Annotated in this window: 15 protein-coding genes; 12 read left to right on the forward strand and 3 right to left on the reverse strand. The window is 66.1% G+C overall.

Annotated elements, in window-relative coordinates:
- Positions 1-52: 52 nt before the first annotated feature.
- Positions 53-883: an amidohydrolase family protein gene (locus ShzoTeo12_RS25900; protein WP_318913074.1), complete on the reverse strand. Its 831-nt coding sequence runs from the start codon at positions 881-883 to the stop codon at positions 53-55.
- A gap of 225 nt (positions 884-1,108) precedes the next feature.
- On the opposite strand from ShzoTeo12_RS25900, the gene ShzoTeo12_RS25905 reads away from it, so the two are divergent.
- The 3 genes from ShzoTeo12_RS25905 to ShzoTeo12_RS25915 all read left to right on the forward strand — a co-directional run bounded on the left by ShzoTeo12_RS25905 (position 1,109) and on the right by ShzoTeo12_RS25915 (position 3,830).
- Positions 1,109-1,789: a GntR family transcriptional regulator gene (locus ShzoTeo12_RS25905; RefSeq protein ID WP_318913075.1), complete on the forward strand. Its 681-nt coding sequence runs from the start codon at positions 1,109-1,111 to the stop codon at positions 1,787-1,789.
- 29 nt (positions 1,790-1,818) lie between these two features.
- Positions 1,819-2,148, forward strand: coding sequence for an L-rhamnose mutarotase (locus tag ShzoTeo12_RS25910; protein ID WP_318913076.1), 330 nt, complete (start codon positions 1,819-1,821; stop codon positions 2,146-2,148).
- Positions 2,149-2,318: 170 nt separating this feature from the next.
- Positions 2,319-3,830: an altronate dehydratase family protein gene (locus tag ShzoTeo12_RS25915; protein WP_318913077.1), complete on the forward strand. Its 1,512-nt coding sequence runs from the start codon at positions 2,319-2,321 to the stop codon at positions 3,828-3,830.
- A 33-nt stretch (positions 3,831-3,863) separates the two neighbouring features.
- Here the strand turns inward: ShzoTeo12_RS25915 and ShzoTeo12_RS25920 are convergent, their stop codons facing one another.
- The gene (locus ShzoTeo12_RS25920; RefSeq protein ID WP_318914375.1) at positions 3,864-4,898 is read right to left on the reverse strand and encodes an aldo/keto reductase; all 1,035 of its coding nucleotides are present in this window, start codon (positions 4,896-4,898) and stop codon (positions 3,864-3,866) included.
- A 117-nt stretch (positions 4,899-5,015) separates the two neighbouring features.
- On the opposite strand from ShzoTeo12_RS25920, the gene ShzoTeo12_RS25925 reads away from it, so the two are divergent.
- The 6 genes from ShzoTeo12_RS25925 to ShzoTeo12_RS25950 all read left to right on the forward strand — a co-directional run bounded on the left by ShzoTeo12_RS25925 (position 5,016) and on the right by ShzoTeo12_RS25950 (position 13,006).
- Positions 5,016-5,762 (forward strand): SDR family NAD(P)-dependent oxidoreductase, encoded by a 747-nt coding sequence (locus ShzoTeo12_RS25925; protein WP_318913078.1) that lies wholly within the window; start codon positions 5,016-5,018, stop codon positions 5,760-5,762.
- A 156-nt stretch (positions 5,763-5,918) separates the two neighbouring features.
- Entirely contained in the window at positions 5,919-8,516 is a 2,598-nt protein-coding gene (gene mprF, locus ShzoTeo12_RS25930) for a bifunctional lysylphosphatidylglycerol flippase/synthetase MprF (protein WP_318913079.1), read from the forward strand.
- Positions 8,513-9,880, forward strand: coding sequence for an AcvB/VirJ family lysyl-phosphatidylglycerol hydrolase (locus tag ShzoTeo12_RS25935; protein WP_318913080.1), 1,368 nt, complete (start codon positions 8,513-8,515; stop codon positions 9,878-9,880). The genes mprF and ShzoTeo12_RS25935 overlap by 4 nt, the downstream gene beginning before the upstream one ends.
- 321 nt (positions 9,881-10,201) lie before the next feature.
- Positions 10,202-10,603: a hypothetical protein gene (locus tag ShzoTeo12_RS25940; protein WP_318913081.1), complete on the forward strand. Its 402-nt coding sequence runs from the start codon at positions 10,202-10,204 to the stop codon at positions 10,601-10,603.
- Positions 10,604-10,818: 215 nt separating this feature from the next.
- Positions 10,819-12,339 (forward strand): DegQ family serine endoprotease, encoded by a 1,521-nt coding sequence (locus tag ShzoTeo12_RS25945; RefSeq protein ID WP_318913082.1) that lies wholly within the window; start codon positions 10,819-10,821, stop codon positions 12,337-12,339.
- A 220-nt stretch (positions 12,340-12,559) separates the two neighbouring features.
- Positions 12,560-13,006: a VOC family protein gene (locus tag ShzoTeo12_RS25950; protein WP_119255476.1), complete on the forward strand. Its 447-nt coding sequence runs from the start codon at positions 12,560-12,562 to the stop codon at positions 13,004-13,006.
- Positions 13,007-13,025: 19 nt separating this feature from the next.
- Here the strand turns inward: ShzoTeo12_RS25950 and ShzoTeo12_RS25955 are convergent, their stop codons facing one another.
- Entirely contained in the window at positions 13,026-13,424 is a 399-nt protein-coding gene (locus ShzoTeo12_RS25955) for a hypothetical protein (RefSeq protein WP_318913083.1), read from the reverse strand.
- 388 nt (positions 13,425-13,812) lie between these two features.
- Here ShzoTeo12_RS25955 and ShzoTeo12_RS25960 point away from each other — a divergent pair, with 388 nt between their 5' ends.
- Genes ShzoTeo12_RS25960 through ShzoTeo12_RS25970 form a run of 3 tightly spaced genes read left to right on the forward strand, consistent with a single transcriptional unit; the run spans position 13,813 to position 17,134 of the window.
- Complete coding sequence (locus ShzoTeo12_RS25960; protein WP_318913084.1) at positions 13,813-14,922, forward strand: hypothetical protein; 1,110 nt, start codon at positions 13,813-13,815, stop codon at positions 14,920-14,922.
- Positions 14,923-14,927: 5 nt separating this feature from the next.
- Positions 14,928-16,877 (forward strand): asparagine synthase (glutamine-hydrolyzing), encoded by a 1,950-nt coding sequence (gene asnB / locus ShzoTeo12_RS25965; RefSeq protein ID WP_318913086.1) that lies wholly within the window; start codon positions 14,928-14,930, stop codon positions 16,875-16,877.
- Positions 16,878-16,879: 2 nt separating this feature from the next.
- Positions 16,880-17,134: an acyl carrier protein gene (locus ShzoTeo12_RS25970; protein ID WP_318913087.1), complete on the forward strand. Its 255-nt coding sequence runs from the start codon at positions 16,880-16,882 to the stop codon at positions 17,132-17,134.
- Positions 17,135-17,141: the final 7 nt, after the last annotated feature.

Below are 17,141 nucleotides of genomic sequence, written 5' to 3' on the forward strand. Positions count from 1 at the left end.
ATATCCATGGAGCCATGGTTCGGGTCGAGCGCGCGGCAATCGCCGGGGCGGCTCAGAGGCGGTAGAAGCTCACGGCATTGCCGCCGAACACTCGGGCCATGCCATCCGCGTCGAGCAGGGGATCGAGAATGCCGCGGGCGGCGTTCAGGACTTCCGCATAGGAGGCGGCGAGCAGGCAGACCGGCCAGTCGCTGCCGAATATCAGCCTGTCGGCGCCGAAGACATCGAAGACATGCCGGACATAGGGCGTCAGATCGCCCGGCGCCCAGCCTTCATGATCGGCCTCGGTGACGAGCCCGGAAACCTTGCAACGAAGGCCCGGATGGGCGGCGATCCGGGCCATGTCCTCCGCCCAGCCCTCCAGCCTGCCGCTCGCCACCGGCGGCTTCGACAGATGGTCGACGACTGCCCGCACGTCCGGCACGGCATCGAGCATGCGCAGGATCACAGGCAGATGGCGCGGAAAGGTGAGAATGTCGAAGGCGGCGCCCGCCGCGGCGAGATGGCGGATATTGTCGAGCACGGCCGGGCGCAGGACGTAGCTGTCGTCCGCATGGTCCTGCAGCATCGGCCGCAGCCCGACGAATTTCGGCCGGCGCATCAGCGCTTCGAGCTTGGCGGGAAAGGCGGCATCCTCGAAATCCAGCCAGCCGACGACGCCGGCGATGAAATCCGTTTCCGCCGCGAGCGAAAGCAGGAAATCGGTTTCCGCCTCCGTCTCAGCCGCCTGGACGACGACGGTGCGGTCGACGCCGGCCCGCCGGAGAACGGGACTCAGGTCGTCGGCAAGATAGTCGCGCGCCAGCACCGGCATGTCCGGCGACATCCAGTGATAATCCCCGCGGCCGACCTGCCACAGGTGGTGATGCGCATCGACGATCATCCGGCTTCCTCCCGTACCCGGTTGCATCGGGCATCCATATTGGCTTTTATGCGTAACACTAGTATTATACGGCCGGTATCCGCAATGCGGATCTCGCGCCGGCACGTCCGGGACAGGAATAAATCAGACCGCAGGGTACGTCCACCGGGCACTGACACCCATTCATTGACATCCTGTTATTCCAGGTGCTTTGGTTCAACAGGCTTTTATAAATTAACGGCGGCCATGGACATCGACGCATCCAACCTCAACCGATCCCTTCCGCTGCGCGACCAGATCTATCATAAGGTCCGCGGCCTGATCGTCAGCGGCCAGATGAAGCCGGGCGAGGCGATCAACGAGATGGCCATCGCCCAGACGCTCGGCGTTTCCCGCACGCCGGTGCGCGAAGCCGTCAAGCGCATCAGCGACGAGGGCCTCGTCAACGTCTTCGCCCAGACGGGCACCTTCGTCGCGCGCATCAGCATCCGCGACATCGAGGAGGCCTATGTCATCCGCAACGCGCTGGAAATGGAAAGCGCGCGGCGGGCCGCCGAAAAGCTGACGCAGGCGCAGGCCGAGGCGCTGGAAGACAATATCGCGGCGCATCGCACGGCGATCGCCCGCGGCCGCTACAGCGACGCCATCCAGCTCGATGACGCTTTCCACCGCACCATCGCCGAGGTGAACGGTTTCCACATGCTCTGGCGGGCGGTCGACATATCCAAGGCGCAGATGGACCGCGGCCGCTATCTCGCCATTCCCAAGCCGGGCTATGGCGAGCAGACGATCCAGCAGCACCAGGCGATCCTCAAGGCGCTGCAGCGCCACGACAGCGAGGCGGCGGCCAATGCCATGCGCGAGCACCTCAACACCTCGCTCCGCAACACGCTGGAAGTCGCCGTCGCCAACAATGCCTTCGGCTGAGCGACCATCCCAATCCCACGGAGACTGACATGCAGCGAATGGGCCTTTGCATCGGGCTGAAACCCGAGGTGATCGACGAATACAAGGCGCTGCACGCGGCCGTCTGGCCGGATGTGCTCGCGGTCATCAGCGCGGCCAATATCCGCAATTATTCGATCTTCCTGCGCGAGCCGGAAAACCTGCTCTTCGCCTATTGGGAATATCACGGCAGCGATTTTTCGGCCGACGCCGCCGAAATGGCCCGCTCGCCCGCCATGCAGAAATGGTGGGAGATCTGCGATCCGCTGCAGCAGCCGCTCGCCACCCGCAAGGACGGCGAATGGTGGGCGCAGATGGTGGAAGTCTTCCATCACGATTGACCGGTACGCCTGACCGGCGGCCACGCCGGCAGCACTTCCGAAACGCATGGCAACCCATGCCTGCACGATGACGGCGCGGGCGCGCTTGACCGCGCGACTACTGTTATATTAGTATTCAAATATCACAACCTTCCGCGGAACGCCCCAGCGCGAACCCGCCCGAGCATGCCATGGCCCGTTTCATCCAGCTTTCCGCCGCCGACAACATCGTCCTCGTGACCGATCCCTTCAATCCGGGCGACCTTGCGGGCGCGGTCGCCGCGACCGCCCGCATTCCGCGCGGCCACAAGATGGCGATGACGGCGATCGGCAAGGACCAGCCGATCGTCAAATACGGCCAGGTCATCGGCTTTGCCCGCGAGCCCATCGCGCCAGGCGACTGGGTGCACGAGCACAATGTCTACATCCACACCTTCGAGCGGAACTACATGTTCGGCGAGGGGCTGAAGGAGACCAACGTGTTGCCGGCGGCGGAGCGCGCGACGTTCCTCGGCTATCGCCGCGCCGATGGAAAGGTCGGCACGCGCAATTACGTCGCCGTGTTGACATCGGTAAACTGTTCGGCGAGCGCCGCCCGCTTCATCGCGGAGGAGATCAACAAGTCCGGCATCCTCAAGGACTATCCGAATGTCGACGGGGTCATCTCGCTGGTGCACGGCACGGGATGCGGCCTCGACGTCAACGGCGAGGCGCATGACCTGCTCAAGAAGACGCAATGGGGCTTTGCCACCAATCCCAATGTCGGCGGCGTGCTGATGGTCGGCCTCGGCTGCGAGGTCTTCCAGATTCCCCGCTGGATGAAGACCTATGGCGTCGAGGAGAATATCACTTTCCGCACCCTGACCATCCAGGAGACGGGCGGCACGCGCAAGACGGTGGAAGCCGGCGTCCGGGCGATCCAGGAGATGCTGCCGGTGGTGAATGCCCACAAACGCACGCCCGCGCCTGCCTCCGAGCTGATGCTCGCCCTCCAGTGCGGCGGTTCCGACGGCTATTCGGGCATCACCGCCAATCCGGCGCTCGGCGCGGCCGTCGACCTCCTCGTCGAGCAGGGCGGCACGGCCATCCTGTCGGAGACGCCGGAAATCTACGGCGCCGAGCATCTTCTCACCCGCCGCGCCGAAAGCCGCGCCGTCGGCGAGAAGCTCGTCGAACGGATCCGCTGGTGGGAGGACTACACCGCCCGCCACAACATGGAGATGAACAACAACCCCTCCCCCGGCAACAAGCTCGGCGGCCTCACGACGATCCTGGAAAAATCGCTCGGCGCGGCGGCGAAGGGCGGCTCGACGAACCTGCGCGCCGTCTTCGAATATGCCGACACGGTCGACGCGAAGGGCCTCGTCTTCATGGATACGCCCGGCTACGATCCGGTATCGGCGACCGGGCAGGTCGCGGGCGGCGCCAATATCCTCTGTTTCACCACCGGCCGGGGCTCCGCCTTCGGCTGCAAGCCGACGCCCTCCATCAAGCTCGCCTCCAATTCCTACATCTACGAGCAGATGCGGGAGGACATGGACATCGACTGCGGCGACGTCCTGAATGGCGTTTCGCTGGAGGAAAAGGGACGGCAGATCTTCGACCTCATCCTCCGGACCGCCTCCGGCGAACGCACGCGATCCGAAGAACTCGGCTATGGCGATCTCGAATTCGTGCCCTGGAACATCGGCGCGACGATGTAGGACCGGCGCGGCCCCGCGACGGGGCCGCGGCCTTCAGGCGACAAGCCCTTCCCGCTCCAGCGTCTGCCAGAGCTCCGCCGGCACATCCTGCTCGAACCATTGCACGTTCTGCCGGACCTGCCCGGCATCGCGCGGGCCGATCAGCACCGCGGTCACGGCGGGATGGCGCAGCGGATACTGGATGGCGGCGGCCGAAAGCGGCACGCCGAAGCGCGCGCAGGCCGCCGTCAGCGCGTCCACCCGCCGTGCGACCGCCTCGGGCACATCCTGATAATTGAACCTGCGGTGGCCGCCGGGGCCGGCGGCGAGGATGCCGGAATTGAACACGCCGCCGATCATGATGCCCATGCCCGCCTGCTGGGCCTTCTCCAGAAGGTCGAGCGCATTCTGCTCCAGAAGCGTATGGCGGCCGGCGAGCAGCGTGCAGTCGAGGGCGGTTTCGTTCATCGCATCGAGCACGATGGCCGCCTCGTTCACCCCGAGGCCGAAGCCGCCGATAAGTCCCGCCGCCTTCAGTTCCTCCAGCGCGCGGAAACCGCCGCCCTTCGTCAGCGCCGACCAATGCGCCGCCTGTGCGTCCCCGTGGGTGACGCTGCCGATGTCGTGCACGAAAAGGAGGTCGAGCCGTTCGAGGCCGGTGCGCTGGCCGCTGTCGTCGAAGCTGCGCATGATGGCGTCATAGGAATAGTCGAAGACCTCGCGGAACGGCAGGCCGTTGTGCCAGCCGGAATCGAGCGCGTTCTTCGGCGGCGCCGGCGGCAGGTCGCGTCCCGGCCGCTCGCGCGCCATCAGCCGGCCGACCTTCGTGCTGACCGTGAAGGAAACATCGGGACCCGCCTTCTCGCGCAGGAAATGGCCGAGCAGATGCTCCGACCGGCCGAGGCCATACATCGGGGCGCTGTCGAAATAGCGGATGCCCGCCTGCCAGGCCGCTTCGAGAGCCTCCAGCGACGCCTGCGCAGAAACCGGCGCGTAAAGCCCGCCCATCGCCGCCGTGCCCATGCCGAGGGCCGTCACCGTCAGTCCCGTGCGCCCGACCGTCCTCGTCTCGCTTGCCCGCATGCAAATCTCCTCCTGCGGCGGCGCGAAAATCGCCGCCACCCTTGTTGCGATTGTTACACTAATATAATAGACCGGATCAAGCGGCGCACCGCGCCGGAGGAGAGAATGCAACCGGAGGAAGCCATGAACCAGATCGATCTTTCAGGCCAGCACGCAGTGGTGACGGGCGGGGCGCAGGGGCTCGGCTTCGCCATGGCCAAGCGCATCGTCGCCTCCGGCGCCACCGTCACGCTCTGGGATATCGACGAAAGCCTGCTGGCCTCGGCGCGCGAGACGCTCGGCGGCGCGGCAACGACCGCCGTCGTCGACATTTCCGACTGGGAACAGGTCGACGCGGCCCGGCGGCGGACCGAAGAGATTGCCGCTCCCGCCTCGCTGCTCGTCAATTCGGCGGGGATCGCCGGCGCTGCCGCGCCGCTCGACACCTACGACATCGCCATGTGGAAGAAGATCATCGACATCAACGTCAACGGCACCTTCTACGTCAACCGCGCCCTCGTGCCCGGCATGAAGGAGCGCAACTACGGCCGCATCGTCAACATCGCCTCCGTCGCCGGCAAGGAGGGCAACCCGAACGCGGCCGCCTATTCGGCCTCCAAGGCCGCGGTCATGGGGCTCACCAAGTCGCTCGGCAAGGAACTCGCCGGCTACGACATCGCCGTCAACTGCATCACTCCGGCGACCGCGCAGACGCGTATCCTCGAGCAGCTCACCCCGGAATTCATTGAATACATGCGCTCGCGCATCCCGCGCGGCCGCTTCCTCGAGGTCGACGAGGCTGCCTCCATGGTCGCCTGGCTGCTTTCCAAGGAAAACAGCTTCACCACCGCCGCGACCTTCGACCTTTCCGGCGGGCGAACCACCTACTGACCACCCGTTTCGGGCCCGAAATCGCAGGCTCCGGCGACGCACGCATGCGTCGCCGGAAGGCGGTACACACTCTTCTTTTGCGTTCCGCAAAATATGTCCGATATTTGCCACATCTGCGGATAACATGCGCCCGTTGCTGCAGCACGGGTCGCATTCATGTCAGACGAAAATAGCGTGATCACCGAGGATCGGGCATCCTGGCTCGTCCGGTCGTTTCTGACATACAGGCTCTACATTCTCGGCCTGGCGAGCCTTCTGGTCTTCGTGCTGGTGGCGGTCGGGGTCTACCGGCTGACGGCCGAGGTGCGTTACGACGAGGTTCTGGCGGCGCTTTCCGCGACGTCTTGGAGCGCCATCGCGCTTGCGGCGCTCTTCACCGGGCTCAGCTTCCTCGCGCTGATCTTCTACGATTCCAACGCGCTGGATTACATCGGCCGCAGGAAGCCGTTTCCCGCCATCGCCGTAACGGCCTTCATGGCCTATGCCGTCGGCAACACGGTGGGCTTCGGGCCGCTCAGCGGCGGCGCGATCCGCTTCCGCGCCTATTCCCGCCTCGGCCTCCTGCCGGGCGATATCGCGCGCATCATCGCCTTCGTCACGCTGTCCTTCGGCCTCGGCCTTCTTTCGGTCAGCGCGCTTGCGACCCTTGCCGTCGCCCCGCGCGTCGCCGGTATCCTCGGCATCGACGCGCTCTGGCTGCGCGCCATTTCCGTCGTCATCCTCGTCGCGCTCGTCACGGTGTTCTATATCGGCCGAAACGGCCATGTCCTTTCCTTCAAAGGCCTGACCCTGCGCCTGCCGGACAGCCGCACGACGTCGCGGCAGTTCCTCGTTTCGGCGCTCGACATCGCCGCCGCCGCATCCGTGCTTTATGTCCTCCTGCCGGATACCCATGTCGGCTGGCCGACCTTCCTTGCGGTCTATGCGGTGGCCATCGGCTTCGGCGTGCTCAGCCATGTCCCGGCCGGCCTCGGCGTGTTCGAGGCCGTCATCATGGCGGGCCTTTCCAACGCGATCGGCATCGACCAGCTGCTTGGCAGCCTCGTGCTCTACCGGCTGATCTACTATATCCTGCCGCTGCTGCTCGCCACCGTCCTGCTGCTGATCACCGAGACGCGGCATTTCGTGCTGAGGCCGGGCGTCGCGGAAGCGGCACAGCTCGCAGGCAAGCTCGCCCCCACGCTGATCGCCACCCTGTCGCTGGTGCTCGGCACCATGCTGATCTTCTCGAGCGTCGTTCCGACGCCCGATTCCAATCTCGATTTCCTCTCCAACTACCTGCCGCTCCCGATCGTCGAAGGGGCGCATTTCCTGTCGAGCCTGCTCGGCCTGCTGCTGATCGTCGCCGCCCGCGGCCTCGGCCAGCGGCTGGACGGGGCGTGGCTGGTGGCGCTCGGCGGCGCATGCGTCGCCTTCGCCTTCGCCTTCCTCAAGGGCATCGCCGTCGTGGAAGCGGGGCTGCTTGCGCTTTTCATCGTCGCGCTCATCGCCAATGCCCGCGCCTTCGACCGGCACAGCTCGCTGCTGCGCCAGGCCCTCGGCCCCTCCTGGCTGGCCGCGATCGGCGTCATCCTCGCCACCGCCTTCGTCATCCTGCTCTTCGTCTACCGCGATACGGAATATGCGCACGAGCTCTGGTGGCAGTTCGAATTTTCGGAAGAAGCGCCGCGCGGCCTGCGCGCCCTCCTCGCCCTTGCCATCGTCGCCTCGGCGCTGGCCCTGTTCAGCCTGCTGCGGCCGGCGCATTTCCGCACGGAAGGTGCCACCGCCGCCGAGCTGGAACAGGCGGTCGCGATCACGATGGCGCAGGACATGGCCGACGCCAATCTCGTGCGCACCGGCGACAAGCGGCTGCTGTTTTCCGCGTCCGGCCGATCCTTCATCATGTACGGCATCCATGGCCGCTCGTGGATCGCGTTCGCCGACCCCGTCGGGGTCGAGGACGAATTCGCCGAACTGGTCTGGCAGTTCGTCGGCGCGGCGCGGGCCGGCGGCGGGCGGGCGGCCTTCTACCAGATCTCCCCCGCGCTGCTTGCAGCCTGCGCCGATGTGGGACTCAGGGCCTTCAAGCTCGGCGAGCTTGCGATCATCGATCTTGCCAGTTTCGAGATGAAGGGAAGCCGTTTCGCCAACCTGCGGCAGTCCTACAGCCGTGGCGCGCGCGACGGGCTAGCCTTCTCCGTCGCCCAGCCCGACGAGGTCGCCGCCATCCTGCCGGAGCTGCGGGCGGTCTCCGACAGCTGGCTCGCCCACCACAATGCCAAGGAGAAAACCTTCTCACTCGGCGCCTTCGAGGAAGGCTACGTGCTTTCCCAGCCGGTCGCCGTCGTGCGGATCGAGGATCGCATCGTCGCCTTCGCCACGCTGATGGTGACGGACACCAGGGCGGAAGCGACCGTCGACCTTATGCGCTTTGCGCCCGACGCGCCCAAGGGCACGATGGATTTCCTTTTCGCCAGCATCCTCGACTATCTGCGCGGCGAAGGCTACCGGCAGTTCAACCTCGGCATGGCGCCGCTTTCCGGCATGGCGCGGCGCGAGGCCGCCCCCGTCTGGGACCGGGTCGGCGGCACGCTCTTCGAGCACGGCGAGCGGTTCTACAATTTCAAGGGCCTGCGCGCCTTCAAATCCAAGTTCCATCCCCGCTGGGAACCGCGCTATCTTGCGGTGACGAACGGCACGGGGGCGGCCTTGGCGCTGATGGACGTGACCTTCCTCATCGGCGGCGGCGTCAAAGGAGTGATTGCCAAATGAGCCTACTTCATTCTCTTGCAGCGGCCGGCCTCATCGCCAGCCTCCTGCCGCTGGCTGCTGCGGCGCAGGATGCACCCCGCACGTTCACGACCGGCATGATCCCGCCCGGCCACATCTTCATGCCGGATGGCGCACCGGACGCGAGCGTCTTCCTGATTTCCGGCGCCGCCGGGTGGGGCGACGACGAGGAGAAGCAGGCGGCCGCCCTCGTGGAGAAGGGCGCGGCCGTCGTCGGCATCGATTTCCCCGCCTATATGAAGACCCTCGCGGCCGACGATGGTGACTGTGTCTACATGATCTCCGACGTCGAATCGCTCGCCCACCAGGTGCAGCGCGCGGGCGGCGCGACGAGTTACAACCCGCCCGTTCTTGCGGGCATCGGCGAGGGCGGCGCGCTGGCGCTCGCCATGATCGCGCAAAGCCCCGCGGCCACCATCGACGAGGCCGTGGTGGTCGATCCCGAAGCCGGGATCCCGCTCGACAAGGTTCTCTGCACGCCCGCCTCCAAGACCAAGGCGAACGGCCGCACGATCTACGGCCTGACCGACGGGCCGCTTCCCGCCGCCGTCACCGTGCTTCTCACCGACAAGGCGCCGAAGGACGGCCGCGACCATGTCGCGGCGCTCAAGGCCGCCCATGACGATATCGACATACGCGATGCGGACGGCGCGCCGGCGGATGCGCTGGCGCAGGCGCTCGCCGACCGGATGGATGCGGCCGGCGACACGGATTCCCCGCTCGGCCTGCCGCTCGATATCCTCAAGGCCAAGCCCGCCTATGACACGATGGCCGTGGTCTATTCCGGCGACGGCGGCTGGCGCGATATCGACAAGCAGGTGGCGGGCGCGCTGCAGCAGCGCGGTATTCCGGTCGTCGGGGTGGATTCGCTGCGCTACTTCTGGTCCGAGCGCAAGCCGCAGGAAACGGCGGACGACCTGGCGCGCATCATCGAGGCCTTCCGCAACGAGTGGAACGTGGAGCATGTCGTGCTCATCGGCTATTCCTTCGGCGCCGACATCCTGCCCGCCACCTACAACCTGCTTTCGCCGGAAGACAAGGCGCGCGTGCCGCAGCTCACGCTCATGGCGCTGTCGCATCAGGTGGATTACGAGATTTCCGTGTCCGGCTGGCTCGGCGTCGCCGGCGAAGGGGCGGGCGGGGATCCGGTCAAGGACATCGCCAAGATCGATCCCAAGCGCGTGCAGTGCATCTACGGCGCGGACGAGGACGACGATCCCTGCCCGACGCTGAAGGCCTCCGGCGTGGAATCGATCAGCATCGACGGCGGCCACCATTTCGACGGAGACTACGACGCGCTGGCCGAACGCATCATCGCCGGCCTCAAGCAGCGTCTCGCGAAATAGGTGGCGTTGCCGCGAAAATTACAGCCCTGTCATGTTCGGCGGGATCGCGCGGCGCTGCGCGGTCTCGCCGATTTCTTTCAAGCCGCTGATTTATTAAAATAAAAATCACCTGACACTCAAGGCGATCTCGCCGATCCGGGCAATAATTTGGCAAATCGGCCCATCGGAACTTTATTTAATTGTAACATGACCTTGGCGGCCCGGCGGGCCTATAGATGATGTCAGGCTGGATGCCGCCGGTGGGAGATGGAACCCACGACGCGACGACATCGGACAGCCGGCGGGAAGGACATGTCTTCCCCACCATTCAGGAGACGCATCATGCGCTCGACACTCAAAACCATCACAGTCGCAACCTTCGTTCTTTCGCTCGCCGCCGGCGGCGCCCTCGCCGCAAACCCTTCATCCCACCACGAGGGTCATCATCCCGGAACGCCGAGCATGAACGACACCCGGCCCGGCATGCCCCTCATGGTTCGCCATGTCCGCCTCGACCGGGTGCTGGGCGAACTCGGCTCCGCGCAGCAGTCCATCCGCCAGGATGAAGCCATGCACAGGCTTTCGGCCAGCGCCTATCGCCGGCTGGAAGGCGAGGTCGGTGCCATTCGCAGCCGCGCGATGACGGTTGCCGACATGCACGGCGGCGGCCTCCCGCGGGCGAGCTACCAACACCTGCAGCAGGATATCCACAAGCTCGATCGCGATATCGTCCGGATGAGCTGACCATTCTGCCGGCGGGCGACATTCGGCCCGCCGGATAGCCGGCCGCCGCCTCTCTCGGCCGCGGCCAAGGAGCGGGCCGGGCGTCACGCTGGCGCTCCGCCCCTCTGAAAATCCCGAACCCATGAACACGCAACCGGCCGCCCTCGCTGCCGTCGGTTTCGCGCGCCAGATGCCGGCACCACGGGCATTGCGGCGCTGACAAAAGGAAGACGACCATGACCAGGATTCTTGAAAAGCATCGTGTCGCAGCGCTTCTCGGCGTTGCCCTGCTGGTGGTGCCGGTGGCAGCCTCCAGCCTTGCCGGCGCCAGGCCCGCCCATGCAGCAGCGGCGCCGGAAACCTTCAACGCCGCCCTCACCCAGGGCTCCTTCGCGCCGATCGTGGCGGCCGACAAACCGGCCGTCGTCACCATCATGACGACGCTGAAGGTGGAGAACACGTCCTCGCAGGACGGGGCCTCGCCGTTCGGCGGCGATTCACCCTTCGACCAGCAGTTCCGCGACTTCTTCGGCGAACGCCAGATCCCCCTGCCGCAGCAGCGCCCGGCCGAACGGGCCGCAGCGCTCGGCTCCGGCTTCGTGCTGACCAGCGACGGCTATATCGTCACCAACAACCACGTCATCGACAAGGCGACCACGATCAAGGTGACGCTCGACGACGGCACGGAACTGCCGGCCAAGCTCGTCGGCACGGATTCGAAGTCCGACCTTGCTGTAATCAAGATCGACAGCGGCAAGCCGCTCGCCACCATCGGCTGGGGCGATTCCGACAAGCTGCGGGCGGGCGACCCGATCCTCGCCATCGGCAACCCCTTCGGCATCGGTACGACGGTGACGGCCGGCATCGTCTCGGCCCGCGGCCGCGACCTGCATAGCGGGCCCTATGACGACTTCATCCAGATCGACGCGCCGATCAATCACGGCAATTCCGGCGGCCCGCTCGTCGGCCTCGACGGCAAGGTGGTCGGCATCAACACCGCGATCTATTCGCCGAACGGCGGCAGCGTCGGCGTCGGCTTCGCCATTCCTTCCGACCAGGCTCAGGGTATCGTGGCCAAGCTGATGAAGGACGGCTCCATCGCGCATGGCTTCATCGGCGTGCAGATCCAGCCCGTGACCTCCGACATCGCCGATGCCATCGGTCTTGCCAAGCCGGTCGGCGCCCTCGTGGCCCGGGTCGATGACGGCACCCCCGCCGCCAAGGCCGGCATAAAGTCGGGCGACGTCATCACGGCGCTGGCCGGCAAGGCGGTGAACTCGCCGCACGAACTGTCGCGCATGGTGGCCGATCTTTCGCCCGGCGCGAAGGAAAGCCTGACGGTCTGGCGCGACGGCGGCAACAAGGACCTGTCGATCACGGTCGGCAACAATGACGATACGGACAAGCAGGCAAGCGCCGATACCGGCAGCCAGCCCGGCCTTCCCGGCGCCCAGGGCGTACCGACCCTCGGCGTCCAGCTCGGCGACCTGACGCCGGACGTGCGCGATTCGCTCGGCCTGCCGGAAAGCGAGACGGGCGCGATCGTCGAAGGCGTCAACCCGGACAAGCCGGCCGCCGATGCCGGCCTCCAGCCGGGCGACGTCATTCTCTCGGTCAACCAGAAGTCCGTCCATTCCGCCCGGGAAGCGAAGGCCGCCGTCGCGCAGGCCGGCAAGGCCGGCCGCAAGGCCGTGCTGCTGCTCGTCCAGCGCCAGGATGCACAGACCTTCGTCACCGTGCCCTTCGCCGCAGGCTGACGGACGCTTCTCTCCACATGCGGTGCCGCCCGGTGATCATCGGGCGGCATCGGCGTTTTGGCGGAGGCCGTATCCGCCCGTCGCATCGCCGGCGTTGCCGCAAATGAGAGACAGACCGGCCGCGGGTTGACTTGCCGGACTATTTACGTTGATATCAATTCATTGGCGAACCCGCCCCATGCGGCAGCATGCGGGCAACGAGGAGAAGGAGGAGCCGACCATGAAGATCGTGACCAGCCTGAGTTTTCAGGGACAGTGCCGGGAGGCATTCGAGTTCTATGCCAAGGTTCTCGGCGGCAGGATCACCGCCGCCTTTCCCTATGGCGAGGGACCGCCCGGCATGCCGATCAGCGATCCGAAATACAAGGACTGGCTGATGCATTGCTGGCTGGAAGTCGGCGATCAGGCGTTGATGGGCGCGGACATGGATGCCGCCTGGGCGCCGAATATCGAAAAGCCCAAGAACGGCTTCGACGTCACGCTGCACACCACAGACAAGACGGAGGCGAAGCGCTGGTACGATCAGCTCTGCGAGGGCGGCCGGCCCGCCATGCCCTTCGGCGAGACATTCTGGTCACCCGGCTTCGGTTCGCTGGTCGACCGGTTCGGCGTGCCCTGGATGATTAACACCATCCCCTCCGCCGACTGGCGGCCGCCGCAGGGCTGAGGGAAACCGGGAGCGCCGGTCAGGAGACGGAGCGGCGCTCCTCTGCAGGAGCCATCGGCTTTTTGCTTGCACCGGAAAACAATTGCGCCATGCCCGAATGCAGCAGGCTGCCCGCGAACAATCCGCCGATGCCGCCCGCGGCCTTCACCGCCGCGTCGGCAAGGTGCGGGTGCCGTGTCGGTGAGATGAACTGGAACAGCTCCGCCCCGACCGCCACCAGCACCACCAGCGCGGCGACTGCAAGGCGGTGGCGCGGATAGGCGAAGACGAACAGTCCCGACAGGACCGCATAGGCGGCCGCCCGGTCGAAATCGGTGGAAACCACGTCATGCGGCCGATAGCCGATCGGCGAGACCGTCACGAAGAGGATGGCGGCAAGGCCAAGCCAGGCGCCGATACGAATAAGGCGGGTCAACATCGCTCGTGTTCTAAAGCATTCGGGTGAGAGTAACAGCCTTTTGTGCGGGGAATCGCGCCAAAACAAGGCGCAAGCGGCGGCATGCCGCATGGTTCCCCGTTTCCCGGACGGCAATCGGATATGAAGAAAGCCGTTGCCCCAATTGTTGCCCCAATTCAAGGGAGGAACGGCAGCGTCGAACTCCATATGCGATAGCCCTGCGGTTCCCCGGACATTAGAACAGTCTTTACGATAAACAGCTTTCGAGCGCCCGCAACGCCTCGGAACCCGCCTTTGCCGGGCCAGCACCGTCGTTCCTTGACCTTTTCTTCATCCGTCTCCCGTAAGCAGGCTCGTGGCGTCTGCCGTCTGCGGGGAACCGGACGGGACGACCTCCGGGTGGATTGCAATGTCGAGCGTACGATCATTTGAGGCGGGGGACATCGGGACGGTCGCGGACCTTTTCCAGCGCCTGCTGCGCAAGACCGACGCCCCGGCAAGCGCCGACCTGAAATCCTATCTCGGCACGCTTTTCCTCAATAACGAAAGCCTTCGCACCGGCCTGACCTCACGCGTGCATGTCCGCGACGATGGCACGGTCGCGGCTTTCCTCGGCGTCCTGCCGGTGGAAATGGAATTCGAAGGGCGCCGCCTGCTGGCGGCCAATTGCGGCTCCTTCGTCAGCGACGACAGGGACCCCGATCCCTTTGCCGGCGCACGCCTGCTGCGCGAGGTTCTCTCCGGCCCGCAAGACCTTTCCTTCAGCGAAACCGCGAACGAGATATCGACGGAGATGTGGCGCGGCGCGCGGGCGAGCGTTCTCGGTCCCTACAGCCTGGAATGGCTGCGGATCCTGAAACCCTCCGCATTCGCGCTGGAGGCGGTGGCGGGACGTCTGCCCTTCGCGCGGGCGGCAAGGCCGCTTGCCCGGCTTGCCGATGCCGTCCTCTGCCGACGCCGCGAGAAACCTGTCTGGTTTCACTACAGACCGCTTCCCGGCAAGGCGGACAGCTTCGTTGCTGTCCCGGCGAGCGACGATGCGTTCATCGCGGCCTTCCTGAAATTCGCCCAGGCCTTCGCCCTGCGCCCGCGCTGGGAGCCGCCGATGCTGGAAGCCATGCTGCGCCATGCCAGGCGCAAGGCGTTCCATGGCGAACGTGTCCAGCACCTGGTCAAGGCCCGCTCGGGAGCCGTGGTCGGCGCCTATCTCTATTACGGCAATGCCGGTGGCGTCGGCCGCACGGTGCAGCTTCTCGCGGCGCCCGGGCAGGAATCCGTGGTGATCGACTGCCTCATCCGCAATGCCTATGAGCGGGGCCTCGTTGCCATCCGCGGCCGTACCCTGCCGCCCCTTCTGCCGGCGATGGTCGGCAAGAAATGCGCCTTCGTCCACGGCGCCGCAACGATCGTCCACACCCGCGACCCCGCGCTCCTCGAAGCCATGACGGCCGGAAAGGCCTTCATCAACGGCCTTGTCGGAGAAGGCTGGACGCGCCTCATCGGCGACCGTTTCGAGTAGCGGCGATGTGCGGGATAGCGGGATATCACGGCAATGCCATCGCCCCGGATCAGGCGGCAGAATGCCTCGGCCGCATGGTGGCGGCGCTCAGGCACCGCGGGCCGGACGCCGAGGGAACGCTCCTGCGCGGCGAGACGGGCCTCACCCATACCCGCCTTTCCATCGTCGGCCTTCAGGACGGCGCACAGCCGATGACCAGCGAGGACGGCAGGCTCGCCGTCTCCTTCAACGGCGAGATCTTCAACTATGTGGAGCTGCGCGAGGACCTGAAGGCGCGCGGCCATCGTTTCCGCACCGCGTCGGATACGGAGGTGCTGCTCGCTGCTTATGCGCAGAAGGGCCTCGAATGCCTTGCGGATTTCAACGGCGACTTCGCTTTCGCGCTGCACGATGCCGCAACCCGCACGCTGGTTCTCGCCCGCGACCGCATGGGCGTGCGGCCGCTATTCTATACCGAGCATGAGGGTACGCTCTTCTTCGCCTCCGAGCCGGGCGCGCTCCTCGCCCTGCCGGGCATGACGGCCGAGATCGACCCGGTGGCGCTCGACCAGATCTTCACGCTCTGGTGCCCCATTCCGCCGCGCACGGCCTATCGCGGCATATCGGAACTCCCGCCCGGCCACATGATGATCGTGAAGGACGGCGAGCGCACGATCCGGCCCTGGTGGCGGCTTTCCTATCCCGACCGGAACGACGCACCTCCGCCGCACCGGATGGAGGAGCAGGCCGAGGAGCTGCGTGCGCTGCTGGAGGATGCCACGCGCATCCGCCTGCGCGCCGACGTGCCCGTGGGCGCCTATCTCTCCGGCGGCCTCGACTCCTCCCTCGTTGCCGCGCTCGCGGCGCGGACGGTGACGCACGGCCTCAGGACCTTCTCGCTGACATTCCGCAGCGCCGAACATGACGAGCGCGACTGGCAGCGGGAGATGGCCGCCACGCTCGATGCCGAGGCGGACAGCGTCGAATGCTCTTCCGCCGAAATCGCCGCACGGATGCCCGATGCCATGCGGCATATCGGCTGCCCCATCCTGCGCACGGCGCCCGTCCCGCTCCACCTGCTCTCGGCACGGGTGCGCGAGCGTGGCATGAAGGTCGTGCTGACCGGCGAAGGCGCGGACGAGATCTTCGCCGGATACGATATTTTCCGGGAAGCCCGCGTCCGGCGCTTTTGCGGCCGCATGCCGCAATCCGCCCGGCGCACCCGCCTCTTCCAGCGGCTCTATCCCTACCTGCCGGGCCTGAAGCAGCAGACGCCGGATTATCTCGCGCGCTTCTTCGCCTTCGGCTCCGAGGCGCTCGACGATCCGCTTTATTCCCACCGGCCGCGCTTCCGCTCCACCGCCGCGGCGAAGCTGTTCTTTTCCGCCGCCCTCAAGGAGGCCATCGGCGACTACGATGCGGCGGCGGACCTTGCCGCGCAGCTGCCGCCCGACTTTTCCCGCTGGCATGTGCTGCATCAGGCGCAATATCTGGAAACCGCCTTCTTCTTGCCCGGCTATCTTCTCTCCAGCCAGGGCGACCGCGTGATGATGGCGAATGCCGTCGAAGGGCGCTTCCCCTTCCTCGATCCGCGGGTCGTGTCCTTCGCCGCCGGGCTCTCGCCTGATGCGAAGCTGCGCGGGCTTCGCGAAAAGCACATCCTCAAGGAGGCCGCCCGCGGCCTCGTGCCGGCCCGGATCATCGACCGCGCCAAGCAGCCCTACCGCGCGCCCGATGCAGAAGCCTTTGCCGGCGCGGCGAAGGCCCTCGACACCCTGCTCGCGCCGGAACGGCTCACTGAAGCCGGGCTGTTCAATGGGCAGGCGGTCGGCAAGCTGAAGGAAAAGGTTCTCAAGGGCGAGGCCACGGGCTTTCGCGACAACGCTGCCTTCATCGGCATCCTGTCGACCCAACTCCTGCGCGACGGCACGGCCGCGCAATCGTCACAACCCCTATCGAGCATCGGAAGAAGCTGAGAATGACCGCAGAACCCCAAGCCACGATCCGCGCCTTCATCGTCGAGAACTTCCTGTTCGGCGACGAGAGCCATCCCCTGCCGGCCGATCTGTCACTGATCGACAATGACCTGATCGATTCCACCGGCATCCTCGAACTGGTCGGCTTCCTCGAGGAGCGCTTCGCCATCAAGGTCGCGGACGCGGACATCGTGCCGGCCAATCTCGACACGATCGGGCGGATCGCCGGCTTCATCGCGCTCAAGCAGACGGCCTGACGGGCGG

Source organism: Shinella zoogloeoides (assembly GCF_033705735.1).
In the GTDB taxonomy this organism is placed as follows: domain Bacteria; phylum Pseudomonadota; class Alphaproteobacteria; order Rhizobiales; family Rhizobiaceae; genus Shinella; species Shinella zoogloeoides_A.

Excerpts from the sequence above, each read along its gene's own strand:
- ShzoTeo12_RS25955 (WP_318913083.1), bottom strand. The coding sequence starts at position 13,424 with ATGTTGACCCGCCTTATTCGTATCGGCGCCTGGCTTGGCCTTGCCGCC.
- ShzoTeo12_RS25905 (WP_318913075.1), top strand. The coding sequence starts at position 1,109 with ATGGACATCGACGCATCCAACCTCAACCGATCCCTTCCGCTGCGCGAC.
- mprF (WP_318913079.1), top strand. The coding sequence starts at position 5,919 with ATGTCAGACGAAAATAGCGTGATCACCGAGGATCGGGCATCCTGGCTC.
- ShzoTeo12_RS25900 (WP_318913074.1), bottom strand. The coding sequence starts at position 883 with ATGATCGTCGATGCGCATCACCACCTGTGGCAGGTCGGCCGCGGGGAT.
- ShzoTeo12_RS25970 (WP_318913087.1), top strand. The coding sequence starts at position 16,880 with ATGACCGCAGAACCCCAAGCCACGATCCGCGCCTTCATCGTCGAGAAC.
- ShzoTeo12_RS25960 (WP_318913084.1), top strand. The coding sequence starts at position 13,813 with ATGTCGAGCGTACGATCATTTGAGGCGGGGGACATCGGGACGGTCGCG.
- ShzoTeo12_RS25910 (WP_318913076.1), top strand. The coding sequence starts at position 1,819 with ATGCAGCGAATGGGCCTTTGCATCGGGCTGAAACCCGAGGTGATCGAC.
- asnB (WP_318913086.1), top strand. The coding sequence starts at position 14,928 with ATGTGCGGGATAGCGGGATATCACGGCAATGCCATCGCCCCGGATCAG.
- ShzoTeo12_RS25935 (WP_318913080.1), top strand. The coding sequence starts at position 8,513 with ATGAGCCTACTTCATTCTCTTGCAGCGGCCGGCCTCATCGCCAGCCTC.
- ShzoTeo12_RS25925 (WP_318913078.1), top strand. The coding sequence starts at position 5,016 with ATGAACCAGATCGATCTTTCAGGCCAGCACGCAGTGGTGACGGGCGGG.
- ShzoTeo12_RS25940 (WP_318913081.1), top strand. The coding sequence starts at position 10,202 with ATGCGCTCGACACTCAAAACCATCACAGTCGCAACCTTCGTTCTTTCG.
- ShzoTeo12_RS25915 (WP_318913077.1), top strand. The coding sequence starts at position 2,319 with ATGGCCCGTTTCATCCAGCTTTCCGCCGCCGACAACATCGTCCTCGTG.
- ShzoTeo12_RS25945 (WP_318913082.1), top strand. The coding sequence starts at position 10,819 with ATGACCAGGATTCTTGAAAAGCATCGTGTCGCAGCGCTTCTCGGCGTT.
- ShzoTeo12_RS25950 (WP_119255476.1), top strand. The coding sequence starts at position 12,560 with ATGAAGATCGTGACCAGCCTGAGTTTTCAGGGACAGTGCCGGGAGGCA.